The sequence below is a fragment of the Pseudomonas sp. SCB32 genome (assembly GCF_009189165.1).
Lineage (GTDB): Bacteria > Pseudomonadota > Gammaproteobacteria > Pseudomonadales > Pseudomonadaceae > Pseudomonas.
Genome location: NZ_CP045118.1, coordinates 3,151,575 through 3,170,436 on the forward strand (window position 1 = coordinate 3,151,575; position 18,862 = coordinate 3,170,436).

The 18,862-nt window shown below is 67.8% G+C and carries 17 protein-coding genes; 7 read left to right on the forward strand and 10 right to left on the reverse strand.

The window, feature by feature from the left end; all coding sequences use genetic code 11:
* Positions 1-23: 23 nt before the first annotated feature.
* From GA645_RS14570 to GA645_RS14615, 10 genes are read right to left on the reverse strand one after another with little or no spacing between them, the layout of a single operon-like run.
* On the reverse strand, positions 24-1,751 hold the full coding sequence (locus tag GA645_RS14570; protein ID WP_152223727.1) for a long-chain-fatty-acid--CoA ligase: 1,728 nt from the start codon (positions 1,749-1,751) through the stop codon (positions 24-26).
* A 46-nt stretch (positions 1,752-1,797) separates the two neighbouring features.
* On the reverse strand, positions 1,798-3,030 hold the full coding sequence (locus tag GA645_RS14575; RefSeq protein WP_152223728.1) for an acyl-CoA dehydrogenase family protein: 1,233 nt from the start codon (positions 3,028-3,030) through the stop codon (positions 1,798-1,800).
* A gap of 10 nt (positions 3,031-3,040) precedes the next feature.
* Complete coding sequence (locus tag GA645_RS14580; protein WP_152223729.1) at positions 3,041-3,958, reverse strand: SDR family oxidoreductase; 918 nt, start codon at positions 3,956-3,958, stop codon at positions 3,041-3,043.
* A 31-nt stretch (positions 3,959-3,989) separates the two neighbouring features.
* Complete coding sequence (locus GA645_RS14585; RefSeq protein ID WP_152223730.1) at positions 3,990-5,144, reverse strand: acyl-CoA dehydrogenase family protein; 1,155 nt, start codon at positions 5,142-5,144, stop codon at positions 3,990-3,992.
* A gap of 10 nt (positions 5,145-5,154) precedes the next feature.
* Positions 5,155-5,958, reverse strand: a complete 804-nt coding sequence (locus GA645_RS14590; protein WP_152223731.1) for an enoyl-CoA hydratase/isomerase family protein — start codon at positions 5,956-5,958, stop codon at positions 5,155-5,157.
* A gap of 3 nt (positions 5,959-5,961) precedes the next feature.
* Positions 5,962-6,708, reverse strand: coding sequence for a 3-oxoacyl-ACP reductase FabG (fabG, locus tag GA645_RS14595; protein WP_152223732.1), 747 nt, complete (start codon positions 6,706-6,708; stop codon positions 5,962-5,964).
* A gap of 10 nt (positions 6,709-6,718) precedes the next feature.
* Positions 6,719-7,864, reverse strand: a complete 1,146-nt coding sequence (locus GA645_RS14600; protein WP_152223733.1) for a thiolase family protein — start codon at positions 7,862-7,864, stop codon at positions 6,719-6,721.
* The gene (locus GA645_RS14605) at positions 7,861-8,259 is read right to left on the reverse strand and encodes an OB-fold domain-containing protein (RefSeq protein ID WP_152223734.1); all 399 of its coding nucleotides are present in this window, start codon (positions 8,257-8,259) and stop codon (positions 7,861-7,863) included. Before GA645_RS14605 ends, GA645_RS14600 begins: the two co-directional genes overlap by 4 nt.
* Before the next feature lie 15 nt (positions 8,260-8,274).
* On the reverse strand, positions 8,275-9,474 hold the full coding sequence (locus GA645_RS14610; protein ID WP_152223735.1) for an acetyl-CoA C-acetyltransferase: 1,200 nt from the start codon (positions 9,472-9,474) through the stop codon (positions 8,275-8,277).
* Positions 9,475-9,510: 36 nt separating this feature from the next.
* Positions 9,511-10,665, reverse strand: coding sequence for a CaiB/BaiF CoA-transferase family protein (locus GA645_RS14615; protein WP_152223736.1), 1,155 nt, complete (start codon positions 10,663-10,665; stop codon positions 9,511-9,513).
* Positions 10,666-10,890: 225 nt separating this feature from the next.
* Here GA645_RS14615 and GA645_RS14620 point away from each other — a divergent pair, with 225 nt between their 5' ends.
* The 7 genes from GA645_RS14620 (at position 10,891) to GA645_RS14650 (ending at position 18,849) form a co-directional block, all read left to right on the forward strand.
* Positions 10,891-13,722, forward strand: a complete 2,832-nt coding sequence (locus GA645_RS14620; protein WP_152223737.1) for a LuxR C-terminal-related transcriptional regulator — start codon at positions 10,891-10,893, stop codon at positions 13,720-13,722.
* An 88-nt stretch (positions 13,723-13,810) separates the two neighbouring features.
* Positions 13,811-14,638: an enoyl-CoA hydratase/isomerase family protein gene (locus tag GA645_RS14625; protein ID WP_152223738.1), complete on the forward strand. Its 828-nt coding sequence runs from the start codon at positions 13,811-13,813 to the stop codon at positions 14,636-14,638.
* Between the two features lie 139 nt (positions 14,639-14,777).
* Positions 14,778-15,917 (forward strand): acyl-CoA dehydrogenase family protein, encoded by a 1,140-nt coding sequence (locus GA645_RS14630; protein ID WP_152223739.1) that lies wholly within the window; start codon positions 14,778-14,780, stop codon positions 15,915-15,917.
* A 19-nt stretch (positions 15,918-15,936) separates the two neighbouring features.
* On the forward strand, positions 15,937-17,124 hold the full coding sequence (locus tag GA645_RS14635; RefSeq protein WP_152223740.1) for a lipid-transfer protein: 1,188 nt from the start codon (positions 15,937-15,939) through the stop codon (positions 17,122-17,124).
* A gap of 17 nt (positions 17,125-17,141) precedes the next feature.
* On the forward strand, positions 17,142-17,582 hold the full coding sequence (locus GA645_RS14640) for a MaoC family dehydratase N-terminal domain-containing protein (protein ID WP_152223741.1): 441 nt from the start codon (positions 17,142-17,144) through the stop codon (positions 17,580-17,582).
* Positions 17,583-17,593: 11 nt separating this feature from the next.
* Positions 17,594-18,013 (forward strand): MaoC family dehydratase, encoded by a 420-nt coding sequence (locus GA645_RS14645; protein ID WP_152223742.1) that lies wholly within the window; start codon positions 17,594-17,596, stop codon positions 18,011-18,013.
* A gap of 11 nt (positions 18,014-18,024) precedes the next feature.
* Positions 18,025-18,849 carry an SDR family NAD(P)-dependent oxidoreductase gene (locus tag GA645_RS14650; protein WP_152223743.1) on the forward strand — a complete coding sequence of 275 codons (825 nt, stop codon included), beginning with the start codon at positions 18,025-18,027 and terminating at the stop codon, positions 18,847-18,849.
* Positions 18,850-18,862 lie beyond the last annotated feature (13 nt).

Consider the following 18,862-nt stretch of genomic DNA (forward strand, 5'->3'; position numbering starts at 1 on the left):
GCCGGCAGCGGCAGAGAATTCGATCAGGAAAGGTGCAGCGCCCTCTCCTGCTCCTGCAGTTCGCGCCAGGCGATCTTGCCGGTGGCGTTCTTCGGCAGGCTGTCGACGATCTGCGCCAGTCGCGGCGCCTTGTAGGTCGCCATGTTCCGCCGGCACCAGGCGAGCAATTCATCACCGCTCAACGAGGCACCAGGCTTCAGGGTGACCACAGCCTTCACCGTTTCGCCGCGATGCTGATCTGGCGCTGCGATCACGCAGGCTTCGGAAATGGCCGGATGGCCGTGCAACATCGCCTCGATTTCCGCCGGCCAGACCTTGAAGCCGGCGGCGTTGATCATTCGCTTGAGGCGGTCGCGCATGAACAGGTAGCCATCCTCGTCCATGCAGGCCAGATCACCTGTACGCAGGAAGCGCTTGCCGTCGATGACCACGAAGGTCTCAGAGTTGGCCTTGGGGTTGTTCCAGTAGCCGAGCATCGCCTGCGCCGCGTGGGCGACTATCTCGCCCACTTCGCCCTGGGCCACTGGCTCCAGGGTTTCCGGGTCCAGCAGGCGCAGGTCCACACCATAGGTGGGGATGCCCAGGCAGCCGCGCTTGGGCGCGAAATAGGGATTGGTGCAGAGGAACGATGCCGTCTCGGTCAGGCCGTAGCCTTCGATGTAATCCAGCCCGTAGCGGTTCTTCAGCAGGTCGTTGATGTGCTGCGGAGTCGCCGCACCGCCCCCGGTGATGATGGCCAGGCTGGACAGGTCACGCTGCTCGATGCCGGGCTGGGCGAAGAAGTCCACCAGCATGGTCGGCAGCGCGGCCCAGAAGGTGACGCCATGCCGTTCGATCAGTTCGGCGGCGGTCTCCCGGTCCCAGCGCGGCATCAGCACGATGGTGCCGCCATTGAAGATCGCGGCATTGACGTTGGTCTGCAGGCCGAGCAAGTGGAACAACGGCGCCACCGCGAGGAACACCGACGAGGCGTTGGTCGGCCGCCACAGGCTGCCGCCGACGAAGGAAGTGCTCACCGTGCGGTGGGTGTGGACGCAGGCCTTGGGCTTGCCGGTGGTGCCCGAGGTGTAGGGCAGCATGCAGAGGTCATCGGGGCCGGCGCGATGGGGGGCAGGCTGGTGATCCTGAGCCAGGGCGGCGTCCCAGCGTTCGCCACCGGCGAACAACGAACCGTTGGAGGACCGCACGCGCACCCAATCGGGGATGTTCAGGCCGGCGTCATCGTCACCCAGGGCATCACCATAGGCGTGCACGACCACATGGCGCAGCGGCGTGCGCCCGATCAGCGGTACGATCTGTTCCACCAGCTCCTCGGCTACGAAGGCCGCCACCGCGCCGCTGTCGCTGACGATGTGTTCCATCTCGTCGAGCAGCAGCATGGCGTTGGCCGGCACCAGCACCGCATCGGCGCGCAGGATGGCGAAGTAGGCGGCGATGAACTGCGGGCAGTTCTGGCTGAACACCACCACCCGGTCGCCACGCTCGACGCCGCAGACGTTCTGCAGGTAGCCGGCCATGCGCTCGACGTCATGCAACAGTTCGGCATAACGGTAGGCGCGGCCGTAGAACTGTACCGCGGTCTTCCGCGGGTAGCGCCGGGCAGCGATATCCAGATGGCTGAAAATGCTGGTTTGCGGGACGTGCACCTGGCGCGTCGGCACCTTGGTCGCATGGCGCGGGTCCACGACCAGGGGGCCGGTGGGGCGCTCGATCACATCCGGCGCCGTCGGGTGGGGATGACTGTAGGCCATGTAGGCTCCTCTGCGCGGGTTCTGGCCCGCTTGTTGGAATGATCGGTCAGAACGCCACATCGCCCTCGAGCAGCCGGCGCGCGATAGTGCGCCGCTGGATTTCCGAGGTGCCGTCCGGAATGCGCATGGTGCGGGCGAAACGGAAGCCCTCCTCCAGCCGCAGCTCGTTGGTCAGGCCCATGCCGCCATGCACCTGCATGCAGCGGTCCATGACCCGGCACAGCGCCTCGGTGGAGGATGCCTTGACGATGGAGACTTCCTTGGTCGCCGATTGCCCCTGGTCGATAAGCCAGGCGCAGTGGCGAACCATGCTTTTCACCGCGTAGATGTCCATGGCGCACTCGGCGAGCATCGCCTGGACCATCTGGTGCTCGGCGATCGGCTTGCCGAAGGTCTTGCGCACCTTGGCGTAGTCCAGCGCCTGGTCCAGCGCCCAGCGCGCCAGCCCCAGGCAGGAGGCGGCCATGCTCAGGCGGCCGGCGTTCACGCCTTCCAGCGCTGCCTGCAATCCGCGATCGACCGGGCCGATGCGGTGACTGTCGGGTACTCTCACGTCGTCCAGCGCGATGATGCCGATGTCCGCACCCAGGTGGCCCATGGTCGGAATCACGCTGGGCACCGAGAAACCGGGGGTTTCGGTGGGCAGGAAGAAGCCGCTGATGCCGCCCTTGCCCGCCCTCGCCTTCTCGTCATCGGTCACGGCGAAGATCATTGCGTAATCGGCGTAGGGGGCGTTGGTGATCCACTGTTTGGTGCCATTGATCACCCAATGATCGCCATCACGTACCGCACGGGTACGCATGGCGAACACGTCGGAGCCGGCATCCGGCTCGCTGAGACCGAAGCACAGGGTCTTTTCGCCGCTGGCGATGCCCGGCAGGTAGTCCTCCAGCACTGCCGGAACCATGTGCTTGAGCACCGGCGTCAGGCCATTGGTGAACGGAGACGGCAGGATCACTGTCTGGATCAGGTGGCGCGACGGCCCGACATGGGCGTTCAGCCGCTCCTGGATGTAGACCGCGGCCTGGGCGCCCAGGCCCACGCCGCCCAGGGACTCGTCGCCCAGCACGGTGTAGAAGCCGGCCTCGGCGGACAGCCGGCGTACCTGGGCACGCAGTTCCATGACCTGCGGTGCGTAGCGGCCGTTCTCCATGTAGAGCTTGCGTTCGTTGTGCAACAGGTCGGCGTGCTGCTTCTCCAGCGGCTCCACTTCCTGCTGGATGAAGCGAATCAGCGCATCGCCAATGGCGACCCACTCGTCGGGTAGGGTGAAGTCCATGGTGCGCTCCTCAGACCGGGTCCCAGCCGAATACGTCGGCTGAGACTTCCAGTGGCAGGAACGACGGCTTGAACGCCGGCAACAGATGCTCGGCCAGCGATTCCGGGGTCCAGCCCTCGGCACGGTGCAGCGAGCGGGTCGGCCGAGGCTGGCTCATCAGGAACACTTCGTTCCTGCGCACGGTGAAGATCTGCCCGTTCACATCAGCCGCAGCGTCGCTGGCAAGGAACACCGCCATGGCGGCGATCGGCGCCGGGGTCATCGACTTGATCTTCTCCACCCGTGCGGCCTGGGCCGGATCGGCGGCAGGAATGGAACCAACCATGCGGCTCCAGGCGAATGGCGAGATGCAATTGGAGCGCACGCCGTAGCGCGCGCCATCCAGGGCGATGGACTTGGACAACCCGACGATGCCGAGCTTGGCGGCGGCGTAGTTGGCCTGGCCGACGTTGCCCACCAGGCCCGAGGTCGAGGTCATGTGCACGAAGGCGCCGGACTTCTGTTCGCGGAAGTGGGTGATGGCCGCGCGGCTCATGTAGAAACTGCCGTACAGGTGGACCTTGATCACCGCGTCGAACTCTTCCGGGGTCATCTGGTGGAAGATGCGGTCGCGCAGGATGCCAGCGTTGTTCACCACGCTGTCCAGGCGGCCGAAGTGATCCAGCGCGCACTGCACGATGCGCTGGGCGCTGTCCCATTCCGCCACGCTGTCGCGGCTGAGCACGGCTTCGCCGCCGGCGCTGCGGATCAGCTCGACCACTTCGCGGCCCGGATCTTCATCGTCAGCCTCACCGCTGACGCTGACGCCGACGTCGTTCACCACCACGCGGGCGCCCTGGCGCGCCATCTGCAGCGCCATCTCGCGGCCGATGCCACGGCCGGCGCCGGTGACGATGACGACCTTGCCTTCCATCATCTGGGTACTCATTGCTCGATCCTCTGCTTCTTGTTCTTCGGGCTCAGCGGAAGGCGCTGACACCAGTGATCTCGCGGCCCTGGATCAACGCCAGGATGCCGTTCATGCCATCGGGCACCTGGAACATGCGCGCGTCGCGCCACATCCGCTCGATGCCCAGCTCCTCGGTAATGCCCATGCCGCCATGGACCTGCATCGCCAGGTTCAACGCACGCTCGCAAGCCTGGGTGGCATAGCGCTTGGCCATGGCCGAGGTGCCGTTGGCGCGCTGCCCACGGTCCATCGCGTCCAGCGCCTGGTAACAGAGCAGCCGCGAGGTGACGATCAGGGTTTCCATGTCCGCCAGGTCCTGCTGCACCAGTTGGTGCGCCGCCAACGGCTTGCCGAACTGCTCGCGGACCTTGGCGTACTCCACCGACAGGTCGAAGGCCTTCTGCGCCAGATGCACGCACATCAGGCCGATCAGCGGACGATTGCCGTTCCAGCCGACAGTGAGGGTCTTGGCGGCATCCCCTGCCTCGCCGATCAGCTGGCTACGGGGAATACGGGTCTCCTCGAACACCACTTCGCTCAGGTGACCCTGTTGCAGACCGGTGACGCCGATCTCGCGCACATCCACCTCGGACTGGCTTCGGTCCACCAGCGCGCGCTGGGCGATGGGCCGGCCGCGCTCGTCGTTACCCAGGGTGCAGGAGACGTTGAGCACGTCGCACACCGAGGCGTTGGTGATCCAGATCTTGCGGCCGCTGATGTAGGCATGTTCGCCTTCGACGCGGAGGCGGGTCTTCACCGCGTTGGAGTCGGAGCCGGCGTTGACCTCGGAGTTTGCGGTGCAGGCGATCTTGCGCCCGGAGATCAGGTCCGGCAGGTACTGCGCGGCGATCTCCGCCGGGCAACCGGAGTAGATGCGCGCCACGGTGCCCTCGTGAGAAATCAGCGAGAGCGCGACGATGGCCGGCAGCTGTTCGAGGATCATCCCGTAGTCGAGCATCTTCAGCCCGCCGCCACCGACTTCGACCGGCAGGCGCGGCGCGGTGATGCCCAGTTCGGCCAGGGCGGCGTAGATTTCCAGCATGGCCGTCTTGGGCAGCGGCTTGTCCAGCGGATGACGGGCCAACACCGGGTCGATGCGGTCACGGACCATGCGCCGGGCCGCATCGATCATCATTTCCTGGGATTCATTGGGAGCGAAATTCATCGATGGGTCCTCAGGCGCCGGTGTACTTCGGCGGACGTTTCTCGGCGAAGGCCTTGCGGCCCTCGATACGGTCCTTGCTGTCGCGTAGCAGCCCCCAGTGCAGGTTCGACTGGGCGACGAAATCGCGCGGCGCCATATGGCTGGTCTCGACCGCCAGCTTCTTGATCGCCTGCACGGCCAGCGGGCCATTGGCGGCGATCTTCTCGGCCAACTCCATCGCCAGTGGCATCAGCGCCTCGCGGGGTACGCGGTCGCTGATCAGGCCGATGCGCAGGGCTTCCTCGGAGCTGATGCGCTCCCCGGTCAGGGCCAGCTTCATGGCATGGGCCGCGGGGATCGCCCGCAGCAGGTACTGCACACCGCCCACGGCCGGGATGCTCGCCACCTTGGACTCCGGCAGCGCGAAGGAAGCCTCCTCGCTGGCGATGCGCAGGTCACACTGCAGCGCCAGTTCCAGGCCGCCGCCCAGGCAGTAGCCGTCGATGGCGGCGATGATCGGCTTCCACAATTCCAGGTCGCCGAGATCGATCAGCCGCGTGTAGCCGCCCTCCTCGGCCTCGGCGCCGCGGCTCTTCAGTACGCCGCTGGCGAAGCCGGTCTGCGGCGGCAGGGTCGCCTTGAGGTTCGCCCCGGTGCAGAAGGCGCGCTCACCCTTGCCAGTGAGCACGATGGCGCGTACCTGCTCCTCGTCCTGGCAAGTCAGCAGTGCCTTGCGCAGGTGCGTCAGGTCACCGATGGTCAGGGCGTTGAGCGACTCCGGCGCGTCGAGCGTGATGACGGCGACATGGCCGATGATCTGCAACTGGATGGCCATCGGTCATGCGCTCGGGCTGGACAGGGAGCGGCCGCCGCAGACGTAGAGGGTCTGGCCGGTGATGTAGGACGCCTTCGGGTCGGCGAACATCAGTACCGCGTGGGCAATGTCCTCCGGCTTGCCGATGCGGCCGACGGGGATGGTCGACATGATCTTCGCGCGCTGCTCCTCGGAGAGCGGCGCGAGGATCGGCGTGTCGATGGCGCCGGGGGCGATGGCGTTGGCGGTGATACCGTGCTTGGCCAGTTCGATGGCCAGGGTGCGGGTCAGGCTGATCACGCCGCCCTTGGCCGCCGAGTAGTTGGCCTGGCCGAAGCCGCCCAGCCAGGCACGCGAGGAAATGTTGACGATGCGCCCGAAGCCCTGCTCGATCATGCCCGGCACCACGGCCTTGGCGCAGAGGAACTGCGACTTCAGGTTGACGTCCAGGACCAGGTCCCAGTCCGCCTCGCTCATGTTCACCAGGCGCTTGTCGCGGGTCAGGCCGGCGTTGTTCACCAGCAGGTCCGGGGTTTTCCAGCGCGCAGCGACCTGGGCCACTGCGGCGTTGACCTGCTCGGCGGAGGTCACGTCGACCTTTACGCCCATCAGGCTGTCCGCCTGGGCGCCGGCCTCGGCCACCAGTTTGTCCATGGCCTCGCCGTTCAGGTCGAACATGGCGACGGCGTAACCTGCATTCAGCAATGCCCGGGTCAGCCCCAGGCCGATGCCCTGGGCGCCGCCGGTGACGATGGCAACGTGTTTATTCATGGGGAACTCCTCAGACGCCCAGGATGTGTACGGCGGATGCCGCGTGGTCGACGCCGGCAATGCCGCCGCCGGTGCATTGGGTCAGGGCCAGCTCGGCCCCTTCGGCCTGGCGTTCGCCGGCACGGTTCTGCAACTGCCAGACGGCCTCGACCATCTGCGCGACGCCGGTGGCGCCCAGCGGATGCCCCTTGGCGAGCAAGCCGCCGGACGGGTTCACCACGGTCTTGCCGCCCAGGCTGGTGGCTCCGCTCTTCAGCAGTTCGTGCGCCTCGCCACGGCCGCAGAGGCCCAGGGCGTTGTAGTAGATGAGCTCGGCGATACTGAAGGCGTCGTGCAGTTCGATCACATCGATGTCGGCGGGCTTCACGCTGGCCTGCTGGTAAGCAAGCGTCGCCGCACGGGCAGTGATCTCCGCCGAGAGGATGTCGTCGTTCGGCTCCTCGGCCCGGCCCGACTGGATCACCGAGGCCAGCACGCGTACGGCACGGAATTGCTGCGGCTTGCGGGTGGTGAGCACCAGCGCCGCCGCGCCGTCCACCGCCGAGGGGCAACACTGCAGCAGGGTCAGGGGATCGAAGACCATGCGTGAAGCCATCACCTCGTCCAGGGTGACTTCGGTACGACTCTGGGCGAAAGAGTTCAGGGCGCCGTGACGACGGTTCTTGACCGCTACCTCGGCCAGCGCCTCCGCGCCCACGCCGAACTCGTGCAGGTAGCGGGTCGCGCGCATGGCGTAGATGGCCGGCAGCGCCATGCCGGCACGGGCATAGAGTTCGGTCATGTAATCGTTGCGCTGCAGCGGGATCGTGCCGCCGCCCAGGGCGGTGAGCTTCTCCACGCCGAACACAACCACGGTGTCGTAGATGCCGGCCTGCAACGCATGGCATGCCAGGTGCACGCCAGTGGCGCCGCTGGCGCAGGCATTCTCGACGTTGTAGATCGGCAGCCCGGACAGCCCCAGGTCGCGCAGCAGCACCTGGCCAAGCACCATGCCGCCAAATACGTTGCAGGCGTAGAAGGCCTGAGGCTCGTTCAGCTCGAGGCCGGCATCGGCGAGGGCCTTGAGCACGGCATCCTGGGTCAGGTCCTGCATCGAGGCAGCATGGCGGCCGAACGGCGTCATCGCTGCGCCGGCAATATAGACAGGCTTGCTCATGCGTCCTCCTGCGGACGGAAGGCGTAGATCGGGCCGTTGTCGGTCTGCACCAGGCACAGGCTCAGCGCCTCGCCGATGCGCGGCCGGCGGCCGGCCGGATAGTCCAGGCGGGCGAACACCCGCAGGCCTTCGGGGTAGTCGGCCAGGCCCAGCGGCTGCGGCGCCTTGTTCGCCTTTGGGCTGGAATGGACGACCGTGAAGCTGTACAGGCGCGGCGTCGACTCGACCTCGACCAGCTCGCACTGCCCATGCAGCGGCGAGGTTTCCGGCAGCGGCGGGAAATGCAGGCCAGGGTGGCCGGGGCGACGCTGGGCCAGCAGGACCACGCGACCGTCGCGATCGCGCCAGGGTTGTTCGGCGACGCTCGGCGCCAGTTCGTGTTGGGATGTGCTCATGGAAGCTCCTGTGCCTCAGACGCGTTCGAACACCGCGGCGAGCCCCTGGCCGCCGCCGATGCACATGGTTTCCAGCCCGTAGCGGGCATTGCGGCGCTGCATCTCGTGCAGCAGCGTGGTCATGATCCGCAGCCCGGTGGCACCGATGGGGTGGCCGAGGGAGATACCGGAACCGTTGACGTTCACCCTCGGGTCGTCCTCCAGCCCCCACTCACGCAGGACGGCCAGTACCTGGCCGGCAAAGGCCTCGTTCACCTCGATCAGGCCCATTTCCGCCAAATTCAGCTGCAGGCGCTGCATCAGCTTGGCCACCGCCGGCACCGGGCCGATGCCCATGCGCAGCGGATGGCAGCCCGCCGAGGCCCAGCCGGCCAGGCGCGCGCTCGGCCGCAGGTCGTGCTGGATGACGAAGCGTTCAGACACCACCAGGCAGCCCGCCGCCGCGTCATTCTGTTGGCTGGCGCTGCCGGCGGTGACGGTGCCGCCCTTGATCACCGGGGCCAAGCGGGCCATGGCGTCGAGGCTGGCGTCCTCGCGGATGCCTTCATCGCGGCTGAACAGCAGCGGCTCGCCCTTGCGCTGAGGCACCTCCACCGGCATCACCTCCGCATCGAAGCGGCCCTTGGCCCAGGCCGCGGCCGCTTTCAGGTGGCTCGCCACCGCCCAGCGGTCACAGGCCTCGCGACTGATGGCGTAGTCGCGCACCAGATTTTCCGCGGTCTCGACCGCACCACCGGAGCAATCGCCGTAGCGGCTTACCGGCTGGGAATTGACCCGGCCGCGATCCAGGCGGTCATGCAGCTTCACGTCGCCCAGACGCGCGCCCCAGCGCATGTGGGTGCTGTAGTACTCGATGTTGCTCATGCTCTCGACGCCGGCCACCAGCAGGCAGTCGGCGACGCCGGTCTGCACCTGCATTGCCGCGTCGATCAGCGCCTGCAGGCCGGACCCACAGCGGCGGTCCACTGTGTAGCCGGCGACCTCGTCCGGCAGGCCGGCGAGGGACGCGGCGTAGCGACCGATACAGGGCGCCTCGCTGGACTGGTAGGACTGGGCGAGGATCACCTCGTCGACGCAACCGGCGTCGACCTCGCTGCGCCGCAGCACTTCCTGCAGGATCAGTGCGGCCAGTTGCGCCGCCGGCACGGGTGCGAGGCTACCGCCGAACTTGCCGATCGGCGTACGCACCGGGGCGAGGATGTAAGCGTTGGACATGGCTGTCTCTTCTTGTCGTCGGAAAGGAAATGTCGGTCAGGCGTCGAGACCCAGGCCCCGTCGTCGCAGGCTGTCCATGGTTTCGGCGGACAGCCCCCAGTCCCGCAGGGCCGCCGCGCCGCCTTCGCCACGCCTGGGAGCGGCCCGCGGAATCGCACCGGGAGTACCGAGGAAACGCGGCGCCGGAGCCGGCTGCACCACGCCGCCCACCTCCATGAAGCTGCCACGGGCGCGGGCGTGGGGATGTCCGGCCGCTTCGGCGAAACCGAGCACCGGTGCCACGCAGGCATCGCTGCCGTCGAAGATCGCGCACCACTCGTCGCGAGTGCGTTGCAGGAAGGCGTGGATGAAGGCCTCGCGCAGGCGCGGCCAGCCCTTGCGGTCGTGCTGCGGCGGCAGATCGGCGGCGACCAGGCCGAGCTTGTCCAGAAGCTCGGCATAGAAGCGCCCCTCCACCGGGCCAATCGCCATGTAGCGACCATCCAGGGTCCGGTAGGTGTCGTACCAGGGCGCACCGCCATCCAGCAGGTTGCTGCCGCGCTCTTCGCGCCAGTTGCCGGAGGCGAGCAGGCCCCAGATCACCGAGCCGAGCTGCGCCGCGCCTTCGGCCATGGCGGCGTCGACCACCTGCCCCGCCCCGCCGCGCTGGACATTCAGCAGCGCGGCCAGCACGCCCATCGCCAGCAGCATGCCGCCGCCACCGTAGTCGCCGAGCAGGTTCAGCGGCGGCACCGGGCGACCGGCCACCGGACCGATGCCGGAGAGCACACCGGACAGCGCGATGTAGTTGATGTCATGGCCGGCGCGCTGGGCCAGCGGGCCATGCTGGCCCCAGCCGGTCATGCGGCCGTAGACCAGCTTCGGATTGCGCGCCAAGGCGTGCTCGGGGCCGAGCCCGAGTCGCTCCATGGTGCCGGGACGAAAGCCTTCGATCAGCACGTCGGCGTGCTCGATCAGGTCCAGGGCTACAGCGGCCGACCCGGGCCGCTTGAGGTCGAGGGTGACCGAGCGGCGGCCACGTCCGGTGATATCCACCTTCGGGCCGCTCATCTTCGGCCCGAGGTCGTCGTGGGCGAGCGGGCGGTCGATGCGGATCACGTCCGCCCCCATGTCGGCCAGCAGCATGGTGCCAAAGGGCGCGGGGCCGATCGCCTCGAATTCCAGCACCCGAATACCGCTCAACACACCCATTCGCATCGTCCTGCTCAAGAGTCCACCGGCGCCCTCGCGCCGCCTTTCCTCCATGGAACAATGCGTCAGGACCACCTCCGCCACCCGCGTTGGGTGGCACAGCCCGCCAGCCCGCGCCGATGCAGAAAGACACTGGTGAATGACGGGGAAACTGCGGCATGCTCTGGGCCATGCTCTGGCGACCCGACGATGGTCACGGGTTGCCGAACCTGCCTCGGAATGCCCATGGACAAGCCCAGCAGCACCACAACAAGAACAAGCCCTGCATACGCCAAGGCGCCCATCGAACCGGCCCTTGCCGCCGCACTGGACCGCTCCCGGCTTTCGCCGCCGCGTAGCGGCAGCCGCACCGTGGCTCGCGAGCGCCTGGCGACCCGCCTGGTGGAAGCACGCCGCCTGCGCTGCATCGTGATCAAGGGGCCCGCCGGTTGCGGCAAGACCACCACTCTGGTGGCCTGGCGCCAACAATTGCTGCCGCTGGGCTTCGACGTCGCCTGGCTGAGCCTGGGCAGCGACGACAACGAGCCGGGGCGCTTCATCGACTACCTGCTGGGCAGCCTGGCCCAGGTCGACCCGTCGATCGTGCGCGAGGCCTCGCTGCTGGAGGCTCACGGCTTCGACGGCGAGGCACTGGAGCGCACGGTGATTACCCTGGTGCGCGGCATCGCCGAACGCGGCCGTGAGCTGGTGCTGGTGCTCGATGACCTCCACACCCTCACCGACGTCGGCATTCACCAGGCGCTGCAGTGGCTGCTCGAATACGCCCCTTCCAACCTGCATCTGGTGCTGGGTACGCGCAGCGCCGTACCGCTCTCCCTCGCCCGCCTGCGCAGCCAGGAACAGATGCTGGAACTGGACCTGCGCGACCTTCGCTTCACCCCCGAGGAGACTGCGCTGTTCCTGCGTCAGCAGCTGGGCGAGCTGCCTACCGAGGAGGTCCGCGAGATCCACGAGATGACCGATGGCTGGATCGCCGGCCTGCAGCTGCTCGCCGCCGGCCGCCGTAAACCCGCGCCGCGGGATCTTGCCGTCGACGCCGCCCGTTCGCCCTTGCGCGACCATCAGGCGTTCGCCGACTACTTCGAATCCGCCGTGCTCTCGCACCTGGCCAGCAATGATGTCGAATTGCTGGTGCACACCGCCGTCTGCGACCGCTTCTGCCCTTCGCTATGCGCCGCGCTGGTCGACCGCCCGAGCGCGGTGGGCGAAGCGATGGCGCTTCTGGCGCGCCTGGAAAGCGACAACCTGTTCCTGATCGCGCTGGACGGCCCCGACCCGGAAACCTGGTACCGTTTGCACCCGCTGTTGCGCGAGACCCTGCTCAAGCTCCTGGCCCGACGCGATCCGGCGCACCAGCAGGCGGTGCATGCCCGTGCCTGGCGCTGGCTGCGCGAGCGCGGACAACTGACCGACGCGGTGCGCCACGCCGTCGCCGGCGGCGAAGCCCAGGCCGCCGCGCAATTGGTGGAGGAGCGCCTGGAAGCCCTGTATGCCCAGGGCGACCTGCGCGTGCTGGTGGAACTGGCGCGCCTGCTGCCCAGGGAGCAGATCCAGGCCAGCCTGCGCCTGCGCCTGCTGTTCGCCCGCATGCAGGTCTTCGCCCGTGACTTCAGCGCCTGCCTGGAGAGCATCGCCCACTTGGAGCGCGACATCCCTGCCGACGATCACGACGCCCGCTTCCGGGTGGCCATGCTGCGCGCGACGCTGGCCGTGCAGCGCGACAACACCGACGACGCCGTGCGGATTCTCCCGCAACTGCTCAACCCGCCACCGGGAGTCAACGCCGTGATGGTCGGCGGCAGCCTGAACATCCTCTCCTGGCTGTACATGAACCTGGGCGAGTACGAGCGTGCCCGTCAGGTGCAACTGGAGCGCCCGCAACTGCTGGTGGACGGCGCGCCGCTGCTCGGCACCGCCGGCGGTAGCCTGCAGGGCCGCTGCCTGATCGGCCTGAGCCTGGCGATGGAAGGCCAGATCGCCCAAGCCGAGCGCATCTACCGCGAAGTCATCTACGAAGCCCAGAAACACGGCCGCTCGTGTGCCGACGCCCTGCACCTGGCCACCGCGCTGCTCGGCGACACACTCTATGAAACCAACGAGATCGATGCCGCCCTGCAACTGCTGGAGCCGCAGATCGACGTACTGGAGCGCATCTCAATACCCGACTCGGTGCTGCGCGCGCTGGAGGTCCTGGGCAAGGCTCACTGGGTCGCCGGCAACCGCCGCGAGGCCTTCGCCTACCTGGAACGCCTGCACGAATACGCGCGCCAGCACAGTCTCGATCGCCTCATGGCCCACTCCCTGGTCTGGCAGGTGCACTGGCACCTCCTGCTGGGCGAGGTGGTGGCGGCCGAAACCAAGCTGGCCCGCCTGGACAGCATCGCCGCCCGCCACCCCGAGGCCGCCACCAGCCACCGCAAGGACATCTTCCTCATCGTCGAGAACGCCCATGTGCGCTGGGACGCCATGCGAGGCGACCTGCACAGCGCCACACTGCGCCTGAACCGCATGATCGAGGCTGGCGAAGCGGATGGCCGGCAGCTCGCGGTGACGCGCCTGAAGGTACTCGGCGCGGTGTTCGACGCCCAGCGCGGCCAACTCGACCTGGCCCGCGACAAGGTGCTCGCTGCGCTGCGCACTGCCCAGCGCTACGGCCAGCTGCGCAGCGTGGTGGACGCCCACCCCACGGCGCTTGAACTGATCGAGGCGGTGACCCGCGACCAGGCGCTCGATCCGATCCTGGCGTTCTACATCGACCGCCTGCGCAGCACCCGCCGCACCGTCGTCGAGCCAACGGCCGCCGACGAAGCCCCGCGCGGAGCCCTGAACCTCGGCAGCGCCATGGAGCCGCTGAGCGAACGCGAACTGGAAGTGCTGCGCCTGCTCGCCCAGGCCTTGCCGAACAAGAAGATCGCCCGCGCCCTGGGGCTCTCCCACGAAACGGTGAAATGGCACCTGCGGCACATCTACAGCAAGCTCGGCGTCGGCAGCCGCGACGAAGCGGTGGCCCGCCTGCGCGATGCAGAAACCGCCGGCATGGCAGGCGCCGGCCGCTGATCCAGGCGACGCCGCCACCCGCAAAGGGGGGAGGCGCTGGCTGGGCCGCCACCGAGCATGGACGGGTCACCTCCGCCGAGAGCCCGTCATGACTACCGAACTCATCACGTTCCGCGAATCCCAGCTGGGCATTGCCGATGGCATCGCCACCTTCACCCACCAGAAGCCCGCGGCACGCAACGCCCTGTCCCTGGAGCTGCGCGAAGACTACGCCGACCTGCTGGACCGTCTGGAAACCGACCGCAGCATTCGCGCCCTGATCATCACCGGCTCGGGCGGCAGCTTCTGCGCCGGCGGCGACCTCAAATCGCTGCGCGAGCGCCAGACCAGCACCGATCCCGAGATCAACTCGGCCAATGCCATGCGCCTGCGCATCCGCCGCCTGCATGGCTGGCTGGAGCGCCTGCGCGGCCTGGAGATCCCGGTGATCGCCGCGGTAGACGGCCCGGCCTACGGCGCCGGCTTCGCCATCGCCCTGCTCGCGGACTTCATCCTCGCCTCCAACCGCGCCTCGTTCTGCATGCCCTTCGCCAAGCTCGGCCTGGTCCCGGACTCCGGTGCGCTCTACACCCTGCCCCGCCTCGTCGGCCTGCAGATGGCCAAGGAGCTGCTGTTCAGCGCCCGCCGCGTGGACATCGAGGAAGCGCAGAACCTGCGCATCGTGCACGCGATATACAGCTCGGAAGCGTTACCGGCCGAAGCCGAGAAGCTCGCCCGACGCTTCCTTGCCGCCCCTCGCGATGCCCTGGCAATGAGCAAGCGCCTGCTCAACCAGAGCTTCGAGACCTCCTGGGGCAATCTCGCCGAGCTGGAAAGCCTAGCCCAGGGCGTGGCCTCCACCGCGCCTTACCACGGCGAAGCGGTGTCGGCCTTCCTCGGCGGCGAACCCTCCCGCTTCGACTGGGACCGCGGCTGAAGCTGCCACCCACCAAGGGTGGAGTGCCCGCCAAGGCGCCCCCTCTACCGTAGAACCCACCCCACCGCGCCAGCCGCGCGGGACGACAACCACGACCGGCGCCGCCGGTCGGCAGCCTTGCCTGCCCGAGGAGCTATCCGTGCAGATCGAACGCACCGTCTTCCGCGACGACCATGAAATCTTCCGCACCACCGTGCGCCGCTTCTTCGAGCGCGAATGCGTGCCGCGCCAGGAGGCCTGGAACAAGGCCGGCCAGTGGGACCGCGAGATCTGGCTCAAAGCCGGCCGCGAAGGCCTGCTGTGCATCACCCTGCCCGTCGAGTACGGCGGTGGCGGCGGTGATTTCGGCCACAGCGCCGTGTACAACGAGGAGTTCAACCGTGCCGGCCTGTCCGGAAACGGCCTGGGCATGCACTCGGACATCATCGCCCCCTACATCGCCCGTTGCGGCAGCGAGGAACAGAAGCAGCGCTGGTTGCCGCGCGCCTGTTCCGGCGAGCTGATCCTGGCCATCGCCATGACCGAACCGGGCACCGGCAGCGACCTCAAGGCCGTGCGCACCACCGCCGTTCGTGACGCTGACGACTACGTCATCAATGGCAGCAAAACTTTCATCAGCAACGGCCTGACCGCCGACCTGGTAATCGTGGTGTGCAAGACCGACCCGGAAGCCGGCGCCAAGGGCATCAGCCTGATCGCGGTGGAAACCGACCGCCCCGGCTTCCAGCGCGGGCGCAAGCTGGACAAGGTCGGCCAGCACGCCCAGGACACCGCCGAGTTGTACTTCGACAACGTCCGCGTCCCGGTCGGCAACCGCCTGGGCGAGGAAGGCAAGGGCTTCGCCTACCTGATGGGCGAACTGCCCCAGGAGCGCTTCTCCATCGCCGTTTCCGCCGCCGCGCGCCTTGAGGTGCTGCTGGAGCACACCCTCGACTACGTGAAGAACCGCAAGGCCTTCGGCCAGAGCGTCTGGGACTTCCAGAACACCCGTTTCAAGCTGGCCGACATCAAGGCCCAGGCCACCGCCGTGCGCCTGATGATCGACCACTACCTCGCCGAGCACATGCGCCGCCGCCTGACCCTGGAGGAGGCGGCGATCGCCAAGCTGTTCGCCACCGAGACCCTGGGCAAGGCGCTGGACGAGATGGTCCAGCTGCACGGCGGCTACGGCTACATGCTCGAGTACCCGGTGGCCCGCGCCTTCGTCGACATGCGGGTGAACCGCATCTATGGCGGCACCAGCGAAGTCATGCGCGAGCTGATCTCCCGCAAGCTCTGATCACACAAGGACAATAACGATGAGCCAGAAAGCATTCGTCGCCGGCGTCGGCATGATCCAGTTCAAGAAGCCCGGCACCAGCGATTTCTACGACGTCATGGCGCGCGACGCCATCCGCCAGGCCCTGGACGACGCAGGCATCGACTACCGCCTGGTGCAGCAGGCCTACGCCGGCTACGTCTACGGCGACTCCTGCTGCGGCCAGAAGGCCGTATACCACGAGGGCATGACCGGCATCCCGGTGCTCAACGTCAACAACAACTGCGCCACCGGCTCCTCCGCCCTCTTCCTCGCCCGCCAGGCGGTGCAGAGCGGCGCGGTGGAATGCGCCCTGGCGGTGGGCTTCGAGCAGATGAACCCCGGCGCGCTGAAGTCCGCCTGGACCGACCGCCCGGCTGCGCTGGAGCGCGCCAACGCCATCGTCGACGAGCTGGTGACCGGCGTCGACGTGCCCAGCAACGCCATCCGCCAGTTCGCCGGCGCCGGCCGCGCGCACATGCAGAAGTACGGCACCCAGCTGGAAACCTTCGCCGCTATCCGCGCCAAGGCCAGCCGCCACGCGGCACGCAACCCGCTGGCGGTGTTCCGCAACGTGGTCACCACCGAGCAGGTGATGAACGACGTGGTGCTCTGGCCGGGCGTGCTCACCCGCCTGATGGCCTGCCCGCCCACTTGCGGCGCGGCGGCGGCCATCGTGGTTTCCGAGGCCTTTGCGAAGAAGCACGGCCTGCGCACCGACGTGCTGATCGCAGGTCAGGCAATGGCCACTGACGTACCGGACTCCTTCGAGACCCGCGACATGATCCGCGTGGTCGGCTTCGAGGTCACCCGCCTGGCGGCCCGCCTGGCGTACGAACAGGCCGGGATCGGCGTGAACGACATCGACGTCATCGAACTGCACGACTGCTTCGCCCAGAACGAACTGCTGACCTACGAGGGCCTCGGACTCTGCGCCGAAGGCCAGGGCGAAAAGCTGGTGCGCGACGGCGACAACACCTACGGCGGACGCTGGGTGGTCAACCCGTCCGGTGGCCTGCTCTCCAAGGGCCATCCGCTGGGCGCCACCGGCCTTGCCCAGTGCTACGAGCTGACCCACCAGCTGCGCGGCAGCGCCGGTGACCGGCAGGTGGCCAATGCGCGCATCGCGGTGCAGCACAACCTCGGCCTCGGCGGTGCCGGCGTGGTCACCGTGTACCAGAAGAACTGACCTGCGGAGCCAGTCCCATGATCGACAAGAAACATATCGGCAAGGTCCTGCCGTCCTTCAGCGCCACCGCCGAAGCCGGGCAACTGCGCTTCTTCGCCAAGACCATCGGCGAGACCGACCCGATCTACTTCGACGAGCAGGCCGCGCGCGATGCCGGGCACCCCACCCTGCCGCTGCCGCCGACCTTCCTCTTCTCCCTGGCCTTCCAGATGCCCAACCAGGCCTGGCGCGACGAACTGGGGATCATCTCATCGCGCATTCTGCATGGCGAGGAGTCCTTCACCTACCAGCGCATGGCCTATGCCGGCGACACCCTGCACTACGACGTACGCATCACCGACATCTACGACAAGAAAGGCGGCGCGCTGAGCTTCGTGGTGCGCGAATCGAAGGTCACCAACCAGCGCGGCGAGCACATGGCGACCCTGCGCACCACCCTCGTCCACCGCAACGGCTGACCGGAGGTCCCATGAGCACTGTCCACTTCGATTCCATCCAGGTTGGCGACCAGTTGCCAGCGCTGGCCCTGGCGCCGATCAACCGCACCACCCTGGCGCTGTTCGCCGGCGCCTCCGGCGACCACAACCCGATCCACATCGACATCGACTACGCGCGCAAGGCCGGCATGGCCGACGTGTTCGCCCACGGCATGCTGTCCATGGCCTACCTCGGCCGCCTGCTCACCCAGTGGGTCGACCAGCGCCAGCTGCGCGGCTTCAGCGTGCGCTTCGCCGGCATCACCCACCTCGGCCACCAGATCACCTGCACCGGCAAGGTGGTGGAGAAGTTCGAGGCCGAGGGCGAGCGCCGCGTGAAGCTGGAAATCCAGACCGCCAATCAATACGGCGAAACCAAGATCGTCGGCGACGCCATCGTCGCCCTGCAGTGAGGACCCCGAACATGGCAAAACTCGACGGCAAGGTGGCCCTGGTCACCGGCTCCGGACGCGGCATCGGCCAAGCCATCGCGCTGAAGCTGGCCAGCGAAGGCGCACGCATCGTGATCAACGACCTGGACCTTGAACCGGCGCAGGAAACCGCCTCGATGATCCGTGACCTCGGCGGGCAGGCGGCGATCTGCCACGGCAACGTCAGCGCGCCGGACTTCGCCGAGCGCTACATCCGTACCGCGATGGAGAACTTCAAGGCCATCGACATCATCGTCAACAACGCCGGCTACACCTGGGATGACGTGGTGCAGAAGATGAGCGACGAGCAGTGGTACGCCATCCTCGATTGCCACATGACCGCGCCCTTCCGCATCTTCCGCGCCGCCTACCCGATCATCAAGGCCCAAGCCCAGGCTGACGCCGAAGCCGGCCGCGAGGTGTTCCGCAAGGTGGTGAATATCTCCTCGGTGTCCGCCCTCAACGGCAACGCCGGGCAACTCAACTACAGCGGCGCCAAGGCCGGCGTCGCCGGCATGACCCGTGCCCTGGCCCGCGAATGGGGGCGCTTCAAGGTCAACGTCAACGCGGTGGCCTTCGGCTTCATCGAGACCCGCATGACCCGCGCCGACGCCCACGCCGGCGCCACGGTAAGCATCGACGGACGCGACATCCGCGTAGGCATCAGCCCGGAAGTGGCCAAGTCGTTCGCCCAGCGCAACCCGCTGGGGCGCCCCGGCACCGTGCAGGAAGCCGCCGACGCGGTGTACCTGTTCTGCTCCCCCGAGTCGAACTACATCACCGCACAGACCGTCGCCGTGGCCGGCAACCTGCAGTAAACCCGGCGCCGCG

Excerpts from the sequence above, each read along its gene's own strand:
- GA645_RS14570 (WP_152223727.1), bottom strand. The coding sequence starts at position 1,751 with ATGGCCTACAGTCATCCCCACCCGACGGCGCCGGATGTGATCGAGCGC.
- GA645_RS14575 (WP_152223728.1), bottom strand. The coding sequence starts at position 3,030 with ATGGACTTCACCCTACCCGACGAGTGGGTCGCCATTGGCGATGCGCTG.
- GA645_RS14580 (WP_152223729.1), bottom strand. The coding sequence starts at position 3,958 with ATGAGTACCCAGATGATGGAAGGCAAGGTCGTCATCGTCACCGGCGCC.
- GA645_RS14585 (WP_152223730.1), bottom strand. The coding sequence starts at position 5,144 with ATGAATTTCGCTCCCAATGAATCCCAGGAAATGATGATCGATGCGGCC.
- GA645_RS14590 (WP_152223731.1), bottom strand. The coding sequence starts at position 5,958 with ATGGCCATCCAGTTGCAGATCATCGGCCATGTCGCCGTCATCACGCTC.
- fabG (WP_152223732.1), bottom strand. The coding sequence starts at position 6,708 with ATGAATAAACACGTTGCCATCGTCACCGGCGGCGCCCAGGGCATCGGC.
- GA645_RS14600 (WP_152223733.1), bottom strand. The coding sequence starts at position 7,864 with ATGAGCAAGCCTGTCTATATTGCCGGCGCAGCGATGACGCCGTTCGGC.
- GA645_RS14605 (WP_152223734.1), bottom strand. The coding sequence starts at position 8,259 with ATGAGCACATCCCAACACGAACTGGCGCCGAGCGTCGCCGAACAACCC.
- GA645_RS14610 (WP_152223735.1), bottom strand. The coding sequence starts at position 9,474 with ATGTCCAACGCTTACATCCTCGCCCCGGTGCGTACGCCGATCGGCAAG.
- GA645_RS14615 (WP_152223736.1), bottom strand. The coding sequence starts at position 10,665 with ATGGGTGTGTTGAGCGGTATTCGGGTGCTGGAATTCGAGGCGATCGGC.
- GA645_RS14620 (WP_152223737.1), top strand. The coding sequence starts at position 10,891 with ATGGACAAGCCCAGCAGCACCACAACAAGAACAAGCCCTGCATACGCC.
- GA645_RS14625 (WP_152223738.1), top strand. The coding sequence starts at position 13,811 with ATGACTACCGAACTCATCACGTTCCGCGAATCCCAGCTGGGCATTGCC.
- GA645_RS14635 (WP_152223740.1), top strand. The coding sequence starts at position 15,937 with ATGAGCCAGAAAGCATTCGTCGCCGGCGTCGGCATGATCCAGTTCAAG.
- GA645_RS14640 (WP_152223741.1), top strand. The coding sequence starts at position 17,142 with ATGATCGACAAGAAACATATCGGCAAGGTCCTGCCGTCCTTCAGCGCC.
- GA645_RS14645 (WP_152223742.1), top strand. The coding sequence starts at position 17,594 with ATGAGCACTGTCCACTTCGATTCCATCCAGGTTGGCGACCAGTTGCCA.
- GA645_RS14650 (WP_152223743.1), top strand. The coding sequence starts at position 18,025 with ATGGCAAAACTCGACGGCAAGGTGGCCCTGGTCACCGGCTCCGGACGC.